The 19,983-nt window shown below is 32.2% G+C and carries 17 protein-coding genes; 15 read left to right on the forward strand and 2 right to left on the reverse strand.

Features of this window, described 5'->3' with window-relative positions:
• Positions 1 to 728: 728 nt before the first annotated feature.
• Positions 729 to 917 (reverse strand): hypothetical protein, encoded by a 189-nt coding sequence (locus ACK4HO_RS04805; RefSeq protein WP_409663318.1) that lies wholly within the window; start codon positions 915 to 917, stop codon positions 729 to 731.
• A 398-nt stretch (positions 918 to 1,315) separates the two neighbouring features.
• Between ACK4HO_RS04805 and ACK4HO_RS04810 the strand changes: the two genes are divergently transcribed.
• The 15 genes from ACK4HO_RS04810 to ACK4HO_RS04880 all read left to right on the forward strand — a co-directional run bounded on the left by ACK4HO_RS04810 (position 1,316) and on the right by ACK4HO_RS04880 (position 18,536).
• A complete protein-coding gene (locus tag ACK4HO_RS04810; protein ID WP_409663320.1) occupies positions 1,316 to 2,065 on the forward strand; it encodes a hypothetical protein in 750 nt (249 codons plus the stop codon).
• 414 nt (positions 2,066 to 2,479) lie between these two features.
• Positions 2,480 to 3,421 carry a peptidoglycan-binding protein gene (locus tag ACK4HO_RS04815; RefSeq protein ID WP_409663323.1) on the forward strand — a complete coding sequence of 314 codons (942 nt, stop codon included), beginning with the start codon at positions 2,480 to 2,482 and terminating at the stop codon, positions 3,419 to 3,421.
• A 77-nt stretch (positions 3,422 to 3,498) separates the two neighbouring features.
• Positions 3,499 to 3,789, forward strand: a complete 291-nt coding sequence (locus tag ACK4HO_RS04820; RefSeq protein WP_409663326.1) for a hypothetical protein — start codon at positions 3,499 to 3,501, stop codon at positions 3,787 to 3,789.
• 11 nt (positions 3,790 to 3,800) lie between these two features.
• A complete protein-coding gene (locus ACK4HO_RS04825; RefSeq protein ID WP_409663328.1) occupies positions 3,801 to 5,006 on the forward strand; it encodes a hypothetical protein in 1,206 nt (401 codons plus the stop codon).
• A gap of 88 nt (positions 5,007 to 5,094) precedes the next feature.
• Positions 5,095 to 5,328 carry a hypothetical protein gene (locus tag ACK4HO_RS04830; RefSeq protein ID WP_409663330.1) on the forward strand — a complete coding sequence of 78 codons (234 nt, stop codon included), beginning with the start codon at positions 5,095 to 5,097 and terminating at the stop codon, positions 5,326 to 5,328.
• A 5-nt stretch (positions 5,329 to 5,333) separates the two neighbouring features.
• On the forward strand, positions 5,334 to 5,999 hold the full coding sequence (locus tag ACK4HO_RS04835; protein WP_409663333.1) for a hypothetical protein: 666 nt from the start codon (positions 5,334 to 5,336) through the stop codon (positions 5,997 to 5,999).
• Between the two features lie 187 nt (positions 6,000 to 6,186).
• Positions 6,187 to 7,194, forward strand: a complete 1,008-nt coding sequence (locus tag ACK4HO_RS04840; RefSeq protein WP_409663336.1) for a restriction endonuclease subunit M — start codon at positions 6,187 to 6,189, stop codon at positions 7,192 to 7,194.
• A 20-nt stretch (positions 7,195 to 7,214) separates the two neighbouring features.
• Positions 7,215 to 11,165, forward strand: a complete 3,951-nt coding sequence (locus tag ACK4HO_RS04845; RefSeq protein ID WP_409663338.1) for an Eco57I restriction-modification methylase domain-containing protein — start codon at positions 7,215 to 7,217, stop codon at positions 11,163 to 11,165.
• Positions 11,166 to 11,344: 179 nt separating this feature from the next.
• On the forward strand, positions 11,345 to 12,418 hold the full coding sequence (locus ACK4HO_RS04850) for a putative phage abortive infection protein (RefSeq protein ID WP_409663341.1): 1,074 nt from the start codon (positions 11,345 to 11,347) through the stop codon (positions 12,416 to 12,418).
• Positions 12,419 to 12,429: 11 nt separating this feature from the next.
• Positions 12,430 to 12,732 carry a hypothetical protein gene (locus ACK4HO_RS04855; RefSeq protein ID WP_409663344.1) on the forward strand — a complete coding sequence of 101 codons (303 nt, stop codon included), beginning with the start codon at positions 12,430 to 12,432 and terminating at the stop codon, positions 12,730 to 12,732.
• Between the two features lie 236 nt (positions 12,733 to 12,968).
• Complete coding sequence (locus ACK4HO_RS04860; RefSeq protein WP_409663347.1) at positions 12,969 to 15,035, forward strand: DUF262 domain-containing protein; 2,067 nt, start codon at positions 12,969 to 12,971, stop codon at positions 15,033 to 15,035.
• A 166-nt stretch (positions 15,036 to 15,201) separates the two neighbouring features.
• The gene (locus tag ACK4HO_RS04865) at positions 15,202 to 15,837 is read left to right on the forward strand and encodes a viroplasmin family protein (RefSeq protein ID WP_409663350.1); all 636 of its coding nucleotides are present in this window, start codon (positions 15,202 to 15,204) and stop codon (positions 15,835 to 15,837) included.
• A gap of 6 nt (positions 15,838 to 15,843) precedes the next feature.
• Positions 15,844 to 17,988, forward strand: a complete 2,145-nt coding sequence (locus ACK4HO_RS04870) for an ATP-dependent helicase (RefSeq protein ID WP_409663352.1) — start codon at positions 15,844 to 15,846, stop codon at positions 17,986 to 17,988.
• Between the two features lie 45 nt (positions 17,989 to 18,033).
• Positions 18,034 to 18,186, forward strand: a complete 153-nt coding sequence (locus ACK4HO_RS04875) for a hypothetical protein (protein WP_409663355.1) — start codon at positions 18,034 to 18,036, stop codon at positions 18,184 to 18,186.
• Between the two features lie 158 nt (positions 18,187 to 18,344).
• Positions 18,345 to 18,536 carry a cold-shock protein gene (locus ACK4HO_RS04880; protein ID WP_409663356.1) on the forward strand — a complete coding sequence of 64 codons (192 nt, stop codon included), beginning with the start codon at positions 18,345 to 18,347 and terminating at the stop codon, positions 18,534 to 18,536.
• Between the two features lie 705 nt (positions 18,537 to 19,241).
• Here the strand turns inward: ACK4HO_RS04880 and ACK4HO_RS04885 are convergent.
• A complete protein-coding gene (locus ACK4HO_RS04885) occupies positions 19,242 to 19,532 on the reverse strand; it encodes a GIY-YIG nuclease family protein (RefSeq protein ID WP_409663359.1) in 291 nt (96 codons plus the stop codon).
• Positions 19,533 to 19,983: the final 451 nt, after the last annotated feature.

Here is a 19,983-nt window from a genome sequence, read left to right on the forward strand (position 1 = left end):
AAGAATATGAGGTTCTAAGGTACTGAGGCGCTAAGGTTCTAAGGTTTTACTTCGGTGTTAACTTAGATAATTAACTTTCTTTGGGATTGCCCTTTCTTTGGGCTGTAATTGTCTCGCGAAGGCGCGAAGGCGCGAAGAATATGAGGTTCTAAGGTACTGAGGCGCTAAGGTTCTAAGGTTTTACTTCGGTGTTAACTTAGATAATTAACTTTCTTTGGGATTGCCCTTTCTTTGGGCTGTAATTGTCTCGCGAAGGCGCGAAGGCGCGAAGAATATGAGGTTCTAAGGTACTGAGGCGCTAAGGTTCTAAGGTTTTACTTCGGTGTTAACTTAGATGTTCTTCTTTCTAAGGGGTAGCCCTTCAAAAGAGATTCTTCCGTTCGAGTGGTTTTTATGGAACACAGTGGAATAAAAAGTGTATCGAGAACCGTTGTGCGAACGAGGCTTCTCGATACTATTTTAAAAGTCAAAAGCTGGCGCTTTTAACTTTTAAAATCACTCGAAGTGACGGTCTTGAGGTTTTTAAACTTATCTTGTCTTAATCAGTTATCGTCAGTTCGAGTGTTTTTTGTGGAGTGTAACGGAATAAAAAGTGTATCGAGAACCGTTGTGCGAACGAGGCTTCTCGATACAATTTTTAAACTCAAAAGCTAGCGCTTTTAACTTTAAAAATCACTCGAAGTGACGTTCTTTAGCTCTTTTGGATTTAGATTGTATTTTTATGTCACTTATCTTATTAAGGGGGTTACTTTCTCTACGTCGAAGTTCATGTAGTCGCAGAATTCGTGGATGGTTATGGGTTGGTGTTTTTCTTTGTTGTATTTTTTCTTGATTTCTAGAATAATGTTCCTTGATTGCCTTTCGCCTTTGCCTGTTAGGTTCTGAACATCTTTTGGGTAAATACAGATTCTTTTCATTGGTTACTAGTTTAAGTATTGGTTATTTATCCATACTCTTTAGTAGGCTTTCCATAAGTTATCCATGGCTTTACCATGGCTTTACTATGGCTTTACTATGGCTTTGCTATGGCTTTAAGTGGGGCAAATCACTCATTTATAACGCAATAATAATCAAAATATTATGCAAGCATAACATTTTTAACATTCCTTTTAGGGTAATAACGGCAGTTTTGGTAAAAGATGGCGGTGGTCGGCAATAATGGTATGCATGCATACAATAAACTAAAAGTTTTGGAGTTTTATAATTGTAACCTCTTAATACCTGCGTGTTTACGGATTATTTTGAAAGCCATCAAAATATCGGTAATGGGTTTTAAGACTTGCAAAAAATATTATTAATTCAAAATTTATTTATTATGGCAAAACAGAACGGCCTTGTAAAAATTGAAGGCACCATTGAGGATTTAACCTTTTACACTAAAGACGGTAAAAATTTTGTCCGTCGTAAAGGAGGTATCTCTAAAGAGAGAATTGAAAACGATCCTAATTTTGTTAGGACGCGTGAAAACAACAGTGAGTTTACTACTGCCGCGGGCGCAGGTAAAATGCTTCGTCTTGCCTTGGGCAGTCTTATTTTTAAGGCGAAGGACAGCAAGATGACCAGCCGATTGATGAAAACGATGTCGGACATTAAAAGGTATGACTCGACTTCGGCCAGGGGAAAACGACAAGTGTATAACGGCCTTGCTACTCCTGACGGTAAGTTAATGCTAAATGGATTTGATTTTAACATCAATGCGCCGTTGAGCACTGTGCTTTTTTCGGTTTATGACTTGGACACTGCGACTGGTGTTGTAACGATTCCTAATCTTGTCCCTCAGGAGCAGATTCGTTATCCCGAAGGGGCTACCCATGTGAGCTTCCAATGTGCTGTCTTGGCAATTGATTTTGAGACAGAAGCCTCGGAGCTTGTGCTGAGTAATATTGAGAACGTTCCGGTTGACCTCACCCCTACTTCTGTTACCTTAACGCCACCGAGTGTTCCCGCTACTACCGGTGTTACCCTATTCCTGCTAGGTGTTTCCTTTTTCCAGGAATTTAACGGGGTACAGTATTCCTTAAAAAATGAGGAGTATAGTGTATTGCAGGTGATTGAAGTGGTTTAAAAGAGGGACTGAGGCGCTGAGGCGCTAAGGGACTGAGGTTTATTTTTTTAGGACTCCTCGCTGTGATGACATGGCGGGGAGTTTTTTTTGGGGGAGTGACTGAGTGGCTGAGTGGCTGAGTTTTGTCGATTAAGGACACAAAATACCGACGAAGTGTAAAATTCTATCGTTAAAGTACCTCGTTAGCTTTAGTTTACTTAAATTTAAATACGTCTTTCCGATGTTCAAATACCACACGTTTAATTGGAAAGCTACAGTAGGTTGCTCTGTTATGGGGTAACCGGCTGTGGCTGATTGCAGTGTAACTTTTAAAACTCTATAGGTATGAGAACAAGATTATCCTTTCTTTTAAATTCTTTAGGCTTTGCCTACCACTAACTTTTTTACAAAAACAACCTTAAAAACAGTATTTCTATGGCTAGAATTGATGTATTGCAAAAAGCTGAATCTCAATTAGGAACGACAGAATCACCTCCTAACAGTAACAAATGTATCTATGGTTCATGGTATCATCCTTCGCTTAATGGGCAAAAGTGGTGTGCTATGTTTGTGAGTTGGGTATTTCACCATGCCGGACATCCTTTAGGAAATATCCAAACTTCTAAGGGTATTCATCACTGTCAATCGGCACATAATTATTACAAACAAAAAGGATTACTTACCAGCAATCCCCAACAAGGTGATATTGTTATTTATGACTGGGAAGGTAATGGCCATGCCAATCATATTGGCATTTTTATCCGATGGACAAACACCGAAAAGACTTTTATTGAAGCCTATGAGGGAAATACCTCTGTAGGGAATGACAGCGATGGTGGTAAAGTCATGAAACGAATTAGGTCTAAAAACTTAATCAAATCATTTATTAATCCGGGTGTCTATATAGAAACTGCTGTTACTACTCCTGAGTCGGAATTAACTAAAGGTGCCCGAGGGTCAGCCGTTACACAGGTTCAAAAAAACCTTTATGAATTGGGCTATGTCATTGAAATTGACGGTTGGTTTGGTAATGAAACCGAAATGCGATTAAAAGATTACCAAACTAAAAATGCTATGACCGTAAGCGGAAAAGCAGATACCGTAACAATAGGTGCTCTGCAAGAAGACGCTCGAGAGATTGCTATTGCCAAATCGAAATTTGTTTCGGGAAGTTACCTTCGTCGGGGTAATACAGGCTTTATGGTAACCGAAGTACAACGGGTGTTAAATGCTAAAGACTCTCTACTAAAACTCCCTATTACCGGAAATTTTGATATGCCTACTCTACAAGCGGTTAAGGCGTTCCAAACCAAGAACGGTCTTGACTCTGATGGAATTGTTGGACCAAAGACTTTTGGGAAATTAGGGATTGGATGATAAAACTTTTAAAAAAATGAATTCTCGAAAGCTGAAAAGAGACAATAGAGTAGGCAAAACTTTAAAATTCAGAAATTATGAAAAAAATTAAAATTAAAACCGTTGTTGAGAGTGTTTATGCACCAAAAAAAATAAATGTTATAATTAATAATCTAGACAATGATCTTCACGATAAATATTTTGAATCTCAAAAATCATTTACACAAGAGTTTGAAGCAGGGGTCGGAAGATATGTGATAACAATAGTTGGAATGAATCAAATAAATGACACAACAACAGTTACTGTTTCAGGTGACTTTAAACTCTCAGACACAAAACACTCAAACGAAGAAAATTACGTAATGGTTTTTATTGGAGAAATAAATTAAATCGAAAGAAAATGAAAAATATACTTATACTAACATTCCTATTTGGAATTTCGTCTTCATTATTCGCTCAAACAAGAGAGGAAAACGCAACAGTAACAACAAACACTTTAAAACAAATTGAAAATGCTAAGTCCGGTAATCTTCAGGATGCTTTTGGAAGTTTTTATCAATTTGCCTTTAAAAATATGAATATTGATGAAAAATCATTAGATATAAATTCAACACTTTTTTCACTAGTTAAAAATTATGATGAAGATATCCTGACTACAAAATCCAGAAATGGAATCGAATTTTTAAGAAATTTTCAAATTAATATCAAAGTTAATTTAGATGAAAAACTCAATTTCAATGGTTATTCTGGTGGATTTACGTACGCTATCTTAAACAAACGAGATAAGGGGTTTATAGATATTGAAAATACAACCTTTGCACCTCATATTAACGAATTAAACCTAATAATAGCTAATTCGGTAGGAGATATCGCAGCTAAGGAAATGCAAGATTTTCAAACTGCAAATGGACGTAATATGAATCAAGAAGAGGCACAAAAACTTTCCTATGATATAACTAAAGTTGCCACTGCTATTAGAAATGGTAAAACTGTTGAGACTGGCTTACAAAATATCTATACTGATTATAAAGCAATTTTAGATACTAAAATCAAAAACAGTATTTATTTTCAGGCGATTAGAGATAAAAGTGGAAATCCTTTTACCACCTCTACAGATGTTTACAACTTTCTTCAAGAATCAAAAAATGATTTTTTAAAAGAGCTTGAAAAGAAGCCATTTCTATCAATTGCTTCGAGTGGTATCACCGATAAAGATGGGAAGTTAAATAAAGGAGCCTTAGAATTAGTATTCTTGTTAGGTGGTAGTTATGGTGAACTTGATATCAGAGGTAAATACAATTATGCAGATACTTTAGACATTCCTGATTCACAAAGAAGTCTTTTGAATGGTAAAGTTGGATACAATTTAAAAGTAATAAAAGGTAAAGAAGAAAAAAGTTATTTTGAAATTAAAGCATACGCTGAGTATAACAAAATATTAAAAAATGTTTTACCTGAAGAAGATGAGGAAAATTTCTCAGCTAATGCAGATTTTCGTTTTCGACTAACGGATAATTTATGGATTCCATTAACAGTAAAATATGATTTAGAAAATTCAAATTTCTTAGGCTTTCTCAATGTCACCTATAATTTTGGACAGAATTAGATTGATGAAAAATAATACTTTGATAATCATATATATATAACATTACTTAGATAAAGATATTATGGAGGAATTAACTTTTGAACAAAAAATGATTGCTATAGATAAACTCTCGGCAACCTTTAAATTGGAGCGTATTATATACACCATACTCACCACTATAACAGCATTGTCTATAATTAGCATAGGATTGTATCTTACTTTAACACAAACCGAAGGTTATAAATCGTTCTACAGCTTGTGTGTGCCTACCGGAGCCTTGACTCTGTGCATTAACCGTATTTTTAAAATCTGGAATGATATTTACAAATTATTAAACAGTTAAATCTCATGGATACAAAAAACAAAGCATACTTGAGAATTATCCCTATAATAGGATTGTTAATGATACTGTTTGGGTATTATTACATAACAATACAAATTATAGAATCAAAGAAAGCATTGTCTGAATCAAAAGCGGAGTTGATTGTAGTTGAAGAAAAGAAAGAGCAAGCCAAACAGCTGATGCAGCTTTATCAAAGCAAGACAATGATCCTCAAAAACGTAATTGCACAATCGAATGATCAACAGGCCATTGAAAAAGCAACTGCTATTGTTACTGACACTACTATGCCTAGTACTACGCCCAATGTGACTATAGCCTCGATGAAAGCTCCTAAAACCAATGATTTTGAAAAATACTCCTCTAAAAATGTAAAACCCATTATAGTCAAATCTGATTATAATGCTGCATTGGATTGGGAGGCAAAAGGATACAAAGCATTACTTTTAAAAAACGTGGATGAAGCCATTACCGCCTTCAATAATAGTGAAAACAGCTATAACGGATTTCATATGTCGTATGAAATTACCCGGTATTTGAAAGCAAATAAAGAAAAACTTAAAGACCCAAATGCTGACTTTTGGAAAGAAACCTATGCCAAAATTGCTAAAGATTATTCATGGAAAATGCCTAATCCTATCAAAGCAGCACTCCTTGAAGCCTCAAAAAAGTAGCTACAGGAATTTTTGTATTTTGAAATCCTATTGACTAAAGAGTGCGGGTTAATCACCGCACTTTTTTATTCTTTACGTAAGAATACCTCCTGAGAAAACTAGGTTAAAATACCCATTGATGAGGATTGTTTATGTGTGGGAAATTTGGTATGTTTGAAGAAACCTTAAAATATTACATTTTTAAAAAATGCATACAGAAGTAGACATACTTGAAAACGAGATACTGAAACAATATCCTGATGTTTTAGAAATACTTTTGCGCGATCATACTACTCAAAAAAATATTTTTTGGGCAACTGATAACTACCTAGAACTAGGAACAGAATATTATTTTACTTCAGAAATATTACCAGAATTAATAACAGGAATAAACGGTCATGTGATAATGCCTAGAGTCAAAAAAAATAAAGATTTACAGCATTCTAGAGTTAAAAATATGGCAGAAGTTTTCACGCCTTCATGGATTTGTAATGAACAAAACAATGCTGTCGATAATGCATGGTTTAAAAGAAAAAATGTTTTTAACAAGAGCATCCTAAATAATGATGGTTCTTCAACTTGGAAGAGTAATTCGGTAAAAATAAAATTTCCAAAAGATAAATCATGGGAAGATTACATAAATGAAAATAGGCTTGAACTTTCCTGTGGTGAAGCACCATACTTAACTAGTAGATATGACATAACCACAGGTAAATTCATTAATGTTAAAAACAGAATTGGTTTACTAGATAGAAAATTACGAATTATAAGTGAAAATGTTTTCACCTCAGATGGTTGGTTAAATGCCGCTGAATTAGCTTTTGAAAGCACTTATGGTTTTGAATGGCAGGGAGATAGTTTACTACTTGCAAGAGAAGCTCTACTATTCACATTTATTGAGTATTATGTTGAAAAATTCAAATTAGAACCACAATTAATAAATATTCAGAAGATTGCCCATATTATTTCATGGAACGTTTGGCAAATGGATGGATTAAAAGGGGTAATTCCAAATAGCTGTAATATTAATACACAAGAAAACGAGAATTTATTTGGTGATTCAGAAAAGAATCTTGTCACATGCAATGGATGCGAATCAAAAAATATCAATAAACATAATGGTATTTATTGTACAATTAAAGATTGGAAAGAAAAAGACCCAATAACAGGCGAGAAAGGTTTGATAATTAGATTTATTGACCTACTTAAAAATTAAAATAAAAACAATAAAAGAGTATGTCTGAAATCAATAAAATAGATGTTGAAATATTAAACGAAATAATATTTGGTAGAGTTGAACCACATATTTATGCTTTTACTACTGAAACAACTCCCAATTATCTTAAAGTTGGAGATACTTATAGACCAATTGAAATAAGATTAAATGAATGGAGAAAATATTTTCCGAATCTTGAGAAAAAATTTGAAACTATAGCTAAAGTTGATGACGAAACTTTTTTTAGAGACCACGCTATTCATTATTTTTTAGAAAAAGAAAAAAGCAAGGTTAGATTGCAACGTGAAACATTTATTGATATCCCTTATTACTCGAATGAATTTTTCAATGAAACTACTAAATCTGATGTAGAAGATGCTATCAAAGATATTGGAACTAGTTACATAAACAATGATTTAAAATATCAGTTTTATAAATTTGATACCAGTCGAATTCCAATAACCCAAACCTATACAAGAACTCAAGATTACGAACCTCGTCCAAATCAACAAGAAACTATTGATAGTTTCAAAGAAGCATTAAATAAAGGCAGAAAAAATCTTTTAATGTATGCTGTAATGCGTTTTGGTAAGTCTTTCACTACTATGTGTTGTGCAGTAGAGATGAAAGCAAAATTTGTTATGGTTGTTTCTGCAAAAGCTGATGTAAAAGAAGAATGGAAAAAAACAGTAGAAAGTCATTTAAAATTTGATGGATATATTTTTCTTGATAGTAATTCACTTTTACAAAGTGACACTATAATCAATGAGAAAATAGAAGCTAACGAGAAAATAGTTATATTCCTTACTTTACAAGATTTACAGGGAGATGCAATAAAAACGAAGCATAAAGAAATATTTGAGAATAAAATAGACTTGCTTATAATTGACGAAACTCATTTTGGTGCTAGAGCTCAAGAATATGGTAAAGTTTTAAAAGAAGTTAGATTAACATCAAGTGAAATAAAAAGTGAAATAAAGTTAAATGACGATTCGTTAGATGAGCTTGATACGACTACTAAATTTATTAATTCTAAAGTTCGTCTACACCTTTCCGGTACACCATATCGTATTTTGATGGATAGCGAATTCACGGATGATGATATAATAGCTTTCTATCAATTTTCTGACATTGCTGACGATCAAGCTAAATGGGATTCGGATAATTTAAATAAAGACGATGTTAAAGAATGGGATAATCCATATTATGGTTTTCCTCAAATGATACGTTTTGCTTTTAATCCAAACGAATCTTCTCGTAAAAAAATGGAAGAAATGAAAAAGTATGGTGTAACCTATGCTTTTTCAACATTATTTAAATCAAAATCTATTTCAAAAGACAAAGTAAATGACAACCATAAAAAATTCTTACATGAGCAAGAAATAATTGATTTACTTAAGGTAATTGATGGTTCACAAGATGACGAAAACCTATTAAGCTTTCTTGATTATGATAAAATAAAAGAAGGTAATATGTGTAGGCATATTGTATGTGTTTTGCCTTTCCGTGCTTCATGTGATGCATTAGAAGAATTAATAAAAAAGAATAAATTTAAAATTCTCAATTCATACGAAATCATAAATATATCAGGAGTTGATAGTGATAAAATATACAAAGACACTCAATCAGTTAAAAGAAAAATAAAATCTTGCGAGGCAGACAATATCAAAACAATAACATTAACAGTAAATAGAATGCTTACAGGAAGTACTGTTTCTCAATGGGATACAATGCTATACTTTAAAGATACTGCATCACCTCAAGAGTATGACCAAGCTATTTTTCGTTTACAAAATCAATATATAAAAGTATACAAAGAGCCAAGTGGTGATGTTGTCAAATACAATATGAAACCTCAAACGCTTCTAGTAGACTTCAATCCTAATAGAATGTTCCAAATGCAGGAACATAAATCCCAAATTTATAATGTAAATACTGAATCTAATGGTAATGATAAATTAGAGCAAAGAATAAAAAGGGAATTAGAAATTTCTCCAATTGTTGTTTTAAACAATAATAAAATTGTTCAAGTTCAGCCTGCCGATATTTTAGATGCTATCAGAAAATATTCAAGCGAACGAAGTGTTTTCGATGAAGCTACAACAATAGCTGTTGATTATTCTCTTTTAAACATAGATGATATAAGGCTCGAAATAGAAAAACAAGGTAAAATTAATTCAAAACAGGGTTTAGAAATAAAACCAACTAAAGGTGATGGTGATTATATTGATCCGGGTGATGAACCAACAGAAGACGGTGACCCAGTTGATAATGTTCCTAAATCAAGTAATTCAGAGGAAGAGGTAGATTATAAAGGTCAATTTGCTATGTATTATGCTAGAATCCTTTTCTTCGCATTCTTAACAGATTCTAGAGTCAAATCATTACAAGAATTAATTAATCAAATTGATAATAATGCAGAAGAACAACGCATTGCTTCAAATTTAAAGCTAAATAAAAGTGTTTTAATCTTGTTGGAAAAACATATTAATCCTTTTATTTTAAGTGAATTAGATTATAAAGTTCATAACATAAACACACTAGCAAATGATGCATTGCTACCACCAATGGAAAGAGCAAGCAATGCAATGAAAAAATTTAGTCGTTTATCTGATTCAGAAATTGTAACACCGGAAATTGTAACAGAGAAAATAATTAATTCATTACCTGAGAATGCTCTCACTAGTTCAACCTTACAATTAGATATAGCAGCAAAACAAGGAGAATTTGTTTACGCAGTATATAAAAAATTTGGTAAAGAAGCAGCTAGTAATTTTTACTCTATACCAACATCAAAAATTGCTTACGAGTTTACAAGAAAAGTATACAAACTTCTTGAATTAGATTTAAATCACATTGAAGAAAACTATACTTCCTATGATTTAATTGCAAAGAATAAATTGATTAAAAAACAAAGTATTTTAATAAATAATGAAAATATGAAATTTGATATTGTAGTTGGTAATCCTCCATATCATCAAAAAGATGGTGGTGCTCAAGCTAGTGCTAAACCTATTTATAATCATTTTGTTGATATTGCAAAAAAACTTAATCCCAGTTATATTTCAATGATTATGCCAACGAGATGGTTTGCGGGTGGTAAAGGTTTGGATAATTTTAGAGATGAAATGCTTAATGATATTCACATTTCAGAGCTGCACGATTTCTTAAAACCAGAATTAATATTTCAAAACATTAATTTAAGAGGAGGCATTTGCTACTTTTTATGGGATAAAAACCATGACAATTCAGAAGACTTAACTACAGTTTTCACTTATAATAATGATTTAACACCAGAAGCAAATATTCGTTCTTTGAAAACTGAAGATTCAGAAATATTCATTAGACATTGGAAATCTTTATCAATCATTAATAAAATTAAAAATAGTAACCAATTCGAAAGCTTTGAAAACCATGTTTCATCTAGAAGACCATTTGGTTTAGATGGGAATATTACTAAAAATATCAAAATATTTAGACTTGTAAAAAATGGGCTTAAAAATCCTATAATCTGTTATGGTAAAAGTAAAAAAATTGGCTATTTAGATAAGGAAGAAATTACTGTTAATAAAGAATGGATAGATAAATACAAGGTTTTTACATCATATGCAAATAATATTGGTACTGAATTAAATGATGATAATTTTAATTCCTTTATAGGTCAACCTGGGACTATTAGTACCGAAACCTACATAGTAATTGGTGCAAATCTAGAATTAGACGACAATTCGGCATTAAACCTTACAAAATATTTTACTTCCAAGTTTGCAAGATTTATGCATAGCCTTTCTAAAGCTAGTCACCACGGCACATCGAAAACATACAAATTCGTTCCACTTCAAAATTTTACTGCTAATTCAGATATAGATTGGACAAAATCAATTCAAGAAATTGATAGTCAATTATACACTAAGTATGGTTTAACAGATGAAGAAAAAGAGTTTATAGAAAGTATGATAAAGACGATGTAAAAAAGTTTAGCAATTTTCAAAAGACTATCAAGAAATATAATGGATAAATTAATAGCTTAAATATGTTTTATATCAGTCTCATATGTACCATTGTAATTATTTTATCTTTTTTTTACTTGATAATAATAACTACTAGTAAATATATACTTCACGATAAAATTGAAAACTTTAATTTGAAGTTGTCAGTTTGCGCCTCTTTCTTAGTTTTATTCTCGTTACTAACTTATGGTTTAATTGTAGTTGACAATAGAATTAAAACCGCCACAGTAAAAAATGGAGTTATAGATTATTCTGGTACACTTGGTGATTTGATAGGAGGTGTTTTAAATCCTGTTTTGGCATTGTTTGGAATTCTTGCAGGAGGATTGGCTTTTTATGCTCAGTATAATGCCAACAAACTAATTCAAGACCAGTTCAAGATACAGCAATTCGAAAGTCAGTTTTATGAAATGTTACGTTTGCATAAGGAAAACGTAAATGAAATGAAAATTTCAGGATATGATTACAATAATTCAATTAGTTATAATAAAAAAACCGGAGAAGAAATAATTACGAGAAACGAAGTGGAGAGATTTGTTGAAGGCAGAAAGGTTTTCGTTTCTATGGTAAAAGAATTGATCGCTTGTTATGAATTTTGTAAATTATACGATATAACTAATAAATATGAGACTCAAGATCTACTGGAACTTTCTTATCGAATTTTCTTTTTTGGATCATCTTCTAGTTTAATTACTTCACAGAAAATTGATACAGAATTCATTCGAATGATTAAAGACCAATTAAAATTGATTAGAAATCAACATAAAGAAAGTGTTGGAGGAGTTAATGAATTTGAAACTCAAGATCCGAAAAAGAACATAAAATTGCATATAAAATATGCGCCATTTACAGGACATGAAAATAGACTAGGGCACTACTATAGGCATCTTTACGGCTTAGTGAAATTTGTAGTTAATAATGAAAAGAACGGGTTGTTCTCATATTTAAAATCTCGAGAGTATCTTAAGATTGTAAGAGGTCAAATGGCTAATGATGAACAGCTAATGTTATATTATAATTATAGAATTGGATTTGGAGGGGACTGGGATTATAAAGGAAAATCTGGAAATGAATATTTCACCAAGTATAGAGTTCTTCATAATTTGCCAATAGATAAGATTAGATATGCAGAATCACCAAGAAAGCACTTTGAAAATTTTATAGAATTAATTAAGAATGATAACGACCCATTGTTTGAATGGGGTGATAATTAAATTTAGTATTTATGAGTATAATCGAATTTATGAATTTAAAAATTGATAAAATTAGAGGTATAATTAGAACTATAGAAAATGATCCGTTTGATTCTCAGGAGTTCATTCGATGTTTTACTAAGGAATTTGAATTAGAATATATAGTATTCTTAGGTAAATATGATAAAGAACAATATAGAAAAGTTCACGCTCAAATTGCTCTTTTTTTATCGTTAAATAAAGATTTATTAAACATTAAGCATGTGGGAGTTAATCAAAACCCAAATGTTTTTGGTATTGAGTCAACTAATGAAAGATGGGTTAAAAACTATTAAAAAATAAACATAAAAAATGAACAGAATACATCTAATAATCTACAGAAATTCAAAAGGTATAATTGTAGAAATGCCAATAATGGAATTTTTACAAATTGAACCTCAACTATTTTTACATATTAATATAAGTGCAAACTCAAATGCATTAAGTAGACATTTAGTTTTTAATCATGGTTTTACATTAATAGCTAACGATGAAAAAGTAATTTGCTTTAACCTTCTTTAAAATAATCAATATGAAAGCCACCGAAACCGTATTCAAGAACTTCTTAACTCAAAATAAAACTCAATTTGTCATTCCTGTATATCAAAGAAATTACGACTGGACAACAGCTGAATGCAAGCAACTATTAGAAGACATAATCGAGGTAGGAAATAAAATGAGTAATGATGATACGCATTTCATTGGAAGTATTGTATTTATTCATGATGGTGTTTATACTTCTTCTGATGTAAAGCAATTAGTTATTATTGATGGACAACAGCGTTTAACTACAATGACTTTATTATATCTCGCATTATACCACTTTGCATTGGCAAATGATATGGAAGAAAAAGCTGCTGAAATAAATGAAACTATTTTAATAAATCGTTTTGTAAAAGAAGACAGTAGTAAATTGAAGTTAAAGCAAACTGATGTAAATGCAAAGGCATTTCGATTCTTGATGAACGACAATAGTCCAAGTGACTATAACGAATATTCAAGAATAATAGACAATTTTAATTTCTTTTATCATACACTGAATAAAGATAATTTTTCAATTGTTACAGAAGGATTAAACCGTTTATTATTTGTGGAAATTTCATTAGAACGTGGCAAAGACGACCCACAACGTATATTTGAAAGTTTAAATTCTACAGGTTTAGAATTATCCCAAGCAGACTTAATCAGAAACTATATCCTTATGGGATTAGAACCGAGAGAACAAGTACGCGTATTTGAAAATTATTGGGAAATTATTGAAAATAATGCTAAAATAGAAAACTCACAAGAAAGTAAGGTTTCTGAACTTATAAGAGATTATCTAACATTAATAAATAAAAAAATACCTAATAAAAGTAAAGTATATGAAGAATTTAAATTGCGTTTCAAAAAACGTGATGTTGATTTCTATCAAAACACATTACAAACTATTAAGCAGTATTCAGTTATTTATAACAAACTTTTAAACCCATCAAATGAAAGTGATATAGAAATCCAACGGGAATTAAGAAGTATAAAGCAATTAGAAATAAATGTTTCTTATCCTTTCCTATTACCAGTATATGATGATTATATAACAAATGAAATTGACAAAAACACTTTCATTGAAGTATTAAGACTCATCCAATCCTATACTTGGCGTCGTTTTATTGTAGGCTTACCAACTAATGCATTAAATAAAATATTCATGACATTATATACTGATGTTGATAGAAGTAATTATTTAATATCGTTAGAAAAAGCATTAGTTAAAAAGAAAGGTGTACAAAGATTACCTAATAATTCAGAAGTTGAAACAACTCTTAAAGACAAAGACTTATATAATACTCAAGCTAAAAATAGATTGTACTATTTTGAACAAATAGAACATTATAGAAATCCAGAAAGGGTTGATTTAAGTTCTGTAGAAATAACAATAGAGCATATATTTCCACAAAATCCGGATACTAAATGGCGAACAGACATCAGCGAAGCTGAATATAAATTATTTTCTGAAAAATACATAAATACAATTGCAAACTTAACCTTATCAGGTAATAACGGCGCTTTAAGTAATAAACCTTTTACTGAAAAAAGAGATATGAATAAAGATGAAGGAAGGCAAGGTTATATATACAGTAATCTTTGGTTGAATGAAGCATTAAAAACTAAAGAAGTATGGAATATTGAAGCATATGAAGAACGCTATAAATTACTATATGATCGTTTTACTTCAATTTGGAAATATCCTAGCATTTCAATTACTGATAACAATGATAACGAAGAATATACATTGTTTGATGCACCTGAACCTAAACATAAAAAATTAGAATATTATACATATAAGGACGAATTAATAATAACAAAAGAGTTTTCTAAAATGTATAATCATATTATTACTGACTTGTTTACAGAAAGCCCATCAAAGTTTCTACTAACAGATCTAAAAGAAACATTAGGTTTAACAACCGACAAAGATAGACCAAGAAGTGCCCATGCAATCAATGATACTTATTTCATAGAAGTTAACACGGATAGTAATTCAAAATTCAACAAACTGAAAAAAGTATTAACTGCATTTGAACTAGAAGATGAATTAGTTATTAAATATGAAGAATAATATCACTTTAACACCTTACCGATAGTGCAAGCATCGAACTCGTTTAAAGAAAAGTACTAAAAACGGCTTTGATTATTTATATATTAGAAGCAAAAAACCGTTTTTCCTTTGAAACTAGAAGTCAGGTGATTTTTGATAAATTAAGTTATAAATAGTAATTATTACTATGGCAAAACCTAAGTTTTATGTAGTCTGGCACGGTCGTGAGACCGGCATATTTGATTCCTGGGAAGCTTGTAAAGAACAAACCCATGGTTTTCCTGCACCGGTATTTAAATCGTTTTCAACAAGAGAAGCAGCTGAGGCGGCATTTTCTGCTGAAAGTGCTGATTATATAGGTATGTCAAAAAAAGTAGTGAGCGAATTATCCAAAGAAGAATTACTTTTAATAGGCAATCCCATAGAAGACAGTATAGCTGTAGATGGTGCTTGGGATAATACTACAGGTTTGGTAGAATATCAGGGCGTAAACTTCAAAACTAAAAAAGTATTGTTTCATATTGGCCCTTTAGAGGATGGTACTATTAATATGGTAGAGTTTTTGGCGATTGTGCATGCTTTGGCCTTGTGTAAACAGAATAATTGGAATAAGCCAATTTATTCAGATAGCAAGATTGCGTTGAGCTGGACAAGAGATAAAAAAGCAAGAACCAATCACGAGCCTAGTGAGAAAAACAAGAAACTGTTTGAAATGTTAGAAAGAGCTGAAAAATGGTTAGAAAATAATACCTATGAAAATCCATTATTAAAATGGGAAACTAAAGCCTGGGGAGAAAACCCAGCTGATTTTGGAAGAAAATAAAACATTATGTCTAATAGTAGCGATAACATTTTAGAAGGATTAAATGACCGACAGCAGGAGGCTGTGGTTAGTGATACCAAACGTCTTTTGGTTTTGGCAGGAGCTGGTTCGGGTAAAACCAAAACCCTTTTGCAAAAAATCATTTATTTGATAGAGGAAAAGAAAGTACATCCATCTAGTATTTTGGCCATTACTTTTACTAAAAATGCCACGAACGAAATGATTGACCGTTTGATAGTGTCTGCAGACAATAGTGGTATTTATGAACGAATCATTTTCAGCAAAGAACTAACAAAGAAAGAAAAGGATGCTGAGCGCCGAAACTGGCAACGCAAGTATAAGTGGATTGAAGGTTTAACAGTACGTACCTTTCACAGTTTTTGTTATAGTGTATTACGCACAGATGGTGTAAAAGAGTTTGACAATAAGTTCAAAATTATAGGTGATGAAAAATCATCGGATATTGAAGATATCTCCAACCGTCTTGCCGACGAGACCGCTTTTGAAGTATTCCACCGTTTGTTTATTGAAAAATGTAATAGCAATGATTTTCTATTAAAAGCTAAGCGTTACATATTAGACTATTTGGTCGATAAAGTTCACATACCCAAAGAGTACCAATCGCCCAAAGTGACTGATGGTAAATTTTACACCACTTTAAACGGTACAAAAGTAAAATCAAAGTCAGAGCAATACATAGCCGATTGGCTCTACCGTCATAGTATTCCTTTTGTATATGAGCCTTTGTTAAATGTGAGAGATTTTGATTTCCATCCTGATTTTTTCATTCCTGATGCTAATTTGTACTTAGAACATGTTAGTGATTTAAGTTACCCAATGGAAGACAAAGAAAAACAGTTTGCCAAAGGGAATATTCTTTATGCCAAAACATTTGAACGCAACACTCAAGATTCCGCTATTTTTAATCATACACTCGATCAAATTGTAAAGAGCAGATTACCGCAAGACTTTCACCAAGATAAAAAGTTAAACTACTTAGAAGAGTTTAACGGCTATTATGAAGAGGTAAAAGATTTAGTTCGACAAATTATTCGGATTTGCGATATGATTAAAGTTGAGAATATTGCTTTAGATGAAATAATTTCAAGAGCAACAAAAGACCAGCATGAGCGGATTAGGATATTTTACGAACTAGCAATTCCAATCATTAAAGACTATATCAACTATACTACCAATAAATCCTATTTAGATTTTAATGATTTAATATTAAAAACAGCTTCTTTATTTACCAAACATGAAGATGTTAGACAACGGTATCAAGACAGATACCAGTATATCTTGGTGGATGAGTTTCAGGATGTAAATAACCTTCAAGTTGAATTGATAAAGCTAATTATAAAACCATCAACACAATTGTTTTGTGTAGGTGATGATTGGCAGAGTATTTATGGCTTCAGAGGTTCGAATGTGGAGTACATCATCAATTTTGAAAAGTACTTTTCAAATGCACAACTCATCAAGCTAAACCAAAATTACAGGAGTGAAAGAAATATTGTTGAGGCAAGTAACGAAGTGATTAAATACAACAAACATAAGATTGAAAAAGATATTTCAGCAACCAAGGACACCCAACAAAAAATCATAATTCAGCATGGTAATAATGATGAAGACAATGTTAGATTTTGTGTTGAAAAAGTAAATGAATTATTAGAAGAAGGTTATGCTAAAGATGATATTTTATTCCTCTACCGCAGGAATAACATGTTTTACAAATACCGAGAAGAGTTTAAACAACATAAGTTCTTTGTGAATGGAAAAACCATTCATGCTTCAAAAGGATTAGAGGCTAAAGTAGTTTTCATTATTGGGTTGACCGATGGTAAAGGAGGATTTCCTGATGTATGGTTAGAAGACAGACTATTCCAAATTATTAAGACAGCCGACTACAATTTGCTATTAGAAGAAGAAAGAAGACTCTTTTATGTTGCGCTTACCCGAGCTAAAGAAAAACTCTATTTAATTACCGAAAGAGGAAACGAATCGAGTTTTCTTAATGAAATCCCGGCAGAATACACTTCAAAGAGCAAACAACTAACCAAGACAAATTTCCGCCAGAATGAGTGCAAAAACTGTCACGCTCCTATGAAAGAGGAATGGGTGGCTTGCCCTAAGTGTGGGGAGAAATATTAATATTAAAAACTAATCTTAAACTAACCAACCAAAACCCAACCCCCCATGAACACCAAAAAACTCCCACTCTATTTAGAAAACCCTTATAATAGTCTTTACGGCAACTTTGGCGAAAGAATCGCTGCAGAGCTTTTGGATGGGGTATTGCGGGTGGGGAGTTTCTTGATTGCTATTAGTATACATGAAGTGAGTTGGTGAGGGTGTAATTTTTACTTAATTACAAAAGAAATCCAAAACCATTATTATGAGCAATAGCCACCAAAGGCCTTAAAATAATGCAACAGTTTAAATTATTTAGAGTAAATACCTAAAAATCAATAATAAAGACTATCTTTGCTTTTTTAATACTTATTTTTATGAACGAAGGAACAATTAAATTTTTCAATGAAGCCAAAGGCTTCGGATTTATTACGCCAAGCAATGGCGGATCAGACTTATTTGTACATGCAACCGGTCTTAATGGCCAAGTGCGTGAAAACGACAAAGTGTCTTATGATGTAACGGATGGTCAGAAAGGACCAACCGCAACCAATGTAAACGTTATCTAAGATATATTTTACCTGTGTTTGTTAAAAAGCCAATCCTTCTGATTGGCTTTTTTTGTTTTAAGGACTGAAGCGGTTTCGATAGGGCGGAATTACTTTGTTAGTTCGAGTGGTTTTAACTGAAGATACTATTGTTGCAGAATCCCGTCAGTTCGAGTGGTTTTTTATGGAACGCAGAGGAATAAAAAAGCGTATCGAGAACCGTTGTGTAAACGAGGCTTCTCGATACTATTTTAAAAAATTAAAGCTATCGCTTTAATCTTTTAAAATCACTCGAAGTGACGGTCTAGTTTTTTTATCATGTTATGCTTCTTTCGTTAGTTCGAGTAGTTTAAACTAAAGTCCCTAACCTAGCACAGTCCCGTCAGTTCGAGCGGTTTTTGTGGAGTGCAACGGAACAAAAATTGACCCGAAGCTTTAGCTGAATTGAGCGAAGCACACGAGGCGAAGCCGACTGCCGAAGGAAATCGAGAACCGTTGTGTGGACGAGGCTTCTCGATACTATTTTAAAAGATTAAAGCTATCGCTTTAATCTTTTAAAATCACTCGAAGTGACGGTTTGGTTGTTTTATCAAGTTATGCTCTTACCGTCAGTTCGTGTGATTTAAACTAAAGTTACTATCGTTGCACTGTCCCGTCAGTTCGAGTGATTTTAATAACTGAAAACGCTAGTTTTTAGTTTTTAAAATAGTATCGAGAACCGTTGTTTCAACTGAACTTCTTTTTTGCCAAATTGGGTAAAGCATCATAATCTCCGTTTATCAAGGCTTCTTTCTTAGCTTTTGACCACTTCTTAATTTGCTTTTCTTTTTCAAATGCTATGTTGATATCTGTGAATTCGCAGTAAAAAACTAGTTTGAGTGGTCTTCTTTTAAAAGTATAGCAATCGGGAAAAAAACCTATATCATGTTGGAATAACCTTTGGGTAAGTTTACTTGTCACTCCAGTGTAATAAGTGCCATCGGAACATTTTAATATGTAAACATAGGATTGTTGCATATTGTAAAAGTAAGAAATAATTTATTTTAATGAGGCTTCTCGATACTATTTTAAAAGATAAAAGCTATCGCTTTTATCTTTTAAAATCACTCGAAGTGACGGTTTGGTTGTTTTATCAAGATATGCACTTTTGGTCAGTTCGAGTGGTTTTAACTAAAGTTACTATCGTTGCAGATTCCCGTCAGTTCGAGTGGTTTTTGTGGAACGCAGTGGAATAAAAAGTGTATCGAGAACCGTGGTACAAACAAGGCTTCTCGATACAATTTACAAATACAAAAACTAGCGTTTTTATATTTATAAATCACTCGAAGTGACGGTTTTGATGTTTTTACGCTTATGATGTCCTTTGCACTTACCGTCAGTTCGAGTTTTTTTAACTAAAGTTACTATCGCACTACAGACCCGTCAGTTCGAGTGATTTTAAAAACTGAAAACGTTAGTTTTCAGTTTT

Source organism: Flavobacterium sp. (assembly GCF_046296355.1).
Taxonomy (GTDB): Bacteria; Bacteroidota; Bacteroidia; order Flavobacteriales; family Flavobacteriaceae; genus Flavobacterium.

Excerpts from the sequence above, each read along its gene's own strand:
- ACK4HO_RS04835 (WP_409663333.1), top strand. The coding sequence starts at position 5,334 with ATGGATACAAAAAACAAAGCATACTTGAGAATTATCCCTATAATAGGA.
- ACK4HO_RS04880 (WP_409663356.1), top strand. The coding sequence starts at position 18,345 with ATGAACGAAGGAACAATTAAATTTTTCAATGAAGCCAAAGGCTTCGGA.
- ACK4HO_RS04875 (WP_409663355.1), top strand. The coding sequence starts at position 18,034 with ATGAACACCAAAAAACTCCCACTCTATTTAGAAAACCCTTATAATAGT.
- ACK4HO_RS04825 (WP_409663328.1), top strand. The coding sequence starts at position 3,801 with ATGAAAAATATACTTATACTAACATTCCTATTTGGAATTTCGTCTTCA.
- ACK4HO_RS04870 (WP_409663352.1), top strand. The coding sequence starts at position 15,844 with ATGTCTAATAGTAGCGATAACATTTTAGAAGGATTAAATGACCGACAG.
- ACK4HO_RS04885 (WP_409663359.1), bottom strand. The coding sequence starts at position 19,532 with ATGCAACAATCCTATGTTTACATATTAAAATGTTCCGATGGCACTTAT.
- ACK4HO_RS04865 (WP_409663350.1), top strand. The coding sequence starts at position 15,202 with ATGGCAAAACCTAAGTTTTATGTAGTCTGGCACGGTCGTGAGACCGGC.
- ACK4HO_RS04810 (WP_409663320.1), top strand. The coding sequence starts at position 1,316 with ATGGCAAAACAGAACGGCCTTGTAAAAATTGAAGGCACCATTGAGGAT.
- ACK4HO_RS04820 (WP_409663326.1), top strand. The coding sequence starts at position 3,499 with ATGAAAAAAATTAAAATTAAAACCGTTGTTGAGAGTGTTTATGCACCA.
- ACK4HO_RS04830 (WP_409663330.1), top strand. The coding sequence starts at position 5,095 with ATGATTGCTATAGATAAACTCTCGGCAACCTTTAAATTGGAGCGTATT.
- ACK4HO_RS04815 (WP_409663323.1), top strand. The coding sequence starts at position 2,480 with ATGGCTAGAATTGATGTATTGCAAAAAGCTGAATCTCAATTAGGAACG.
- ACK4HO_RS04855 (WP_409663344.1), top strand. The coding sequence starts at position 12,430 with ATGAGTATAATCGAATTTATGAATTTAAAAATTGATAAAATTAGAGGT.
- ACK4HO_RS04840 (WP_409663336.1), top strand. The coding sequence starts at position 6,187 with ATGCATACAGAAGTAGACATACTTGAAAACGAGATACTGAAACAATAT.
- ACK4HO_RS04860 (WP_409663347.1), top strand. The coding sequence starts at position 12,969 with ATGAAAGCCACCGAAACCGTATTCAAGAACTTCTTAACTCAAAATAAA.
- ACK4HO_RS04805 (WP_409663318.1), bottom strand. The coding sequence starts at position 917 with ATGAAAAGAATCTGTATTTACCCAAAAGATGTTCAGAACCTAACAGGC.
- ACK4HO_RS04845 (WP_409663338.1), top strand. The coding sequence starts at position 7,215 with ATGTCTGAAATCAATAAAATAGATGTTGAAATATTAAACGAAATAATA.